This is a genomic window from Halostella sp. PRR32, assembly GCF_034808085.1.
GTDB classification, from domain to species: Archaea; Halobacteriota; Halobacteria; order Halobacteriales; family Natronoarchaeaceae; genus Halostella; species Halostella pelagica.
The window spans coordinates 1-232 of the sequence record NZ_JAXHGL010000308.1 but is presented as its reverse complement, the minus strand read 5'-3'; the positions used below and the strand labels follow the sequence as shown (position 1 = coordinate 232).

Genomic DNA, 232 nt, shown 5'->3' with positions numbered 1-232 from the left:
GGCCGGCGAAGCGGGAGTTTCGGGGCGGGTCCCCGTCATCTCGCGATTCGGTCCGACTCCGGACCGCTTCCGCCGACCAGCGCGCGCCGAGCGGACACAGCAGGCCGGCCCCGAGCAGCTGCCAGAGCAGCGTGTCGCCGGCGCTGAGCACGAACGGGTTCCGGGCCTGCAGCGACGCGAGCAGGACCAGCGAGACGGCGGCCGCGATCCGGGTCCGGTAGCCGACCGCGAG

General features: G+C 75.0%; 1 pseudogene. It reads right to left on the bottom strand.

The annotated features are described in order from the left end of the window. A pseudogene (locus SM753_RS21215) lies at positions 1–232 on the bottom strand (HTTM domain-containing protein); the annotation flags it as partial.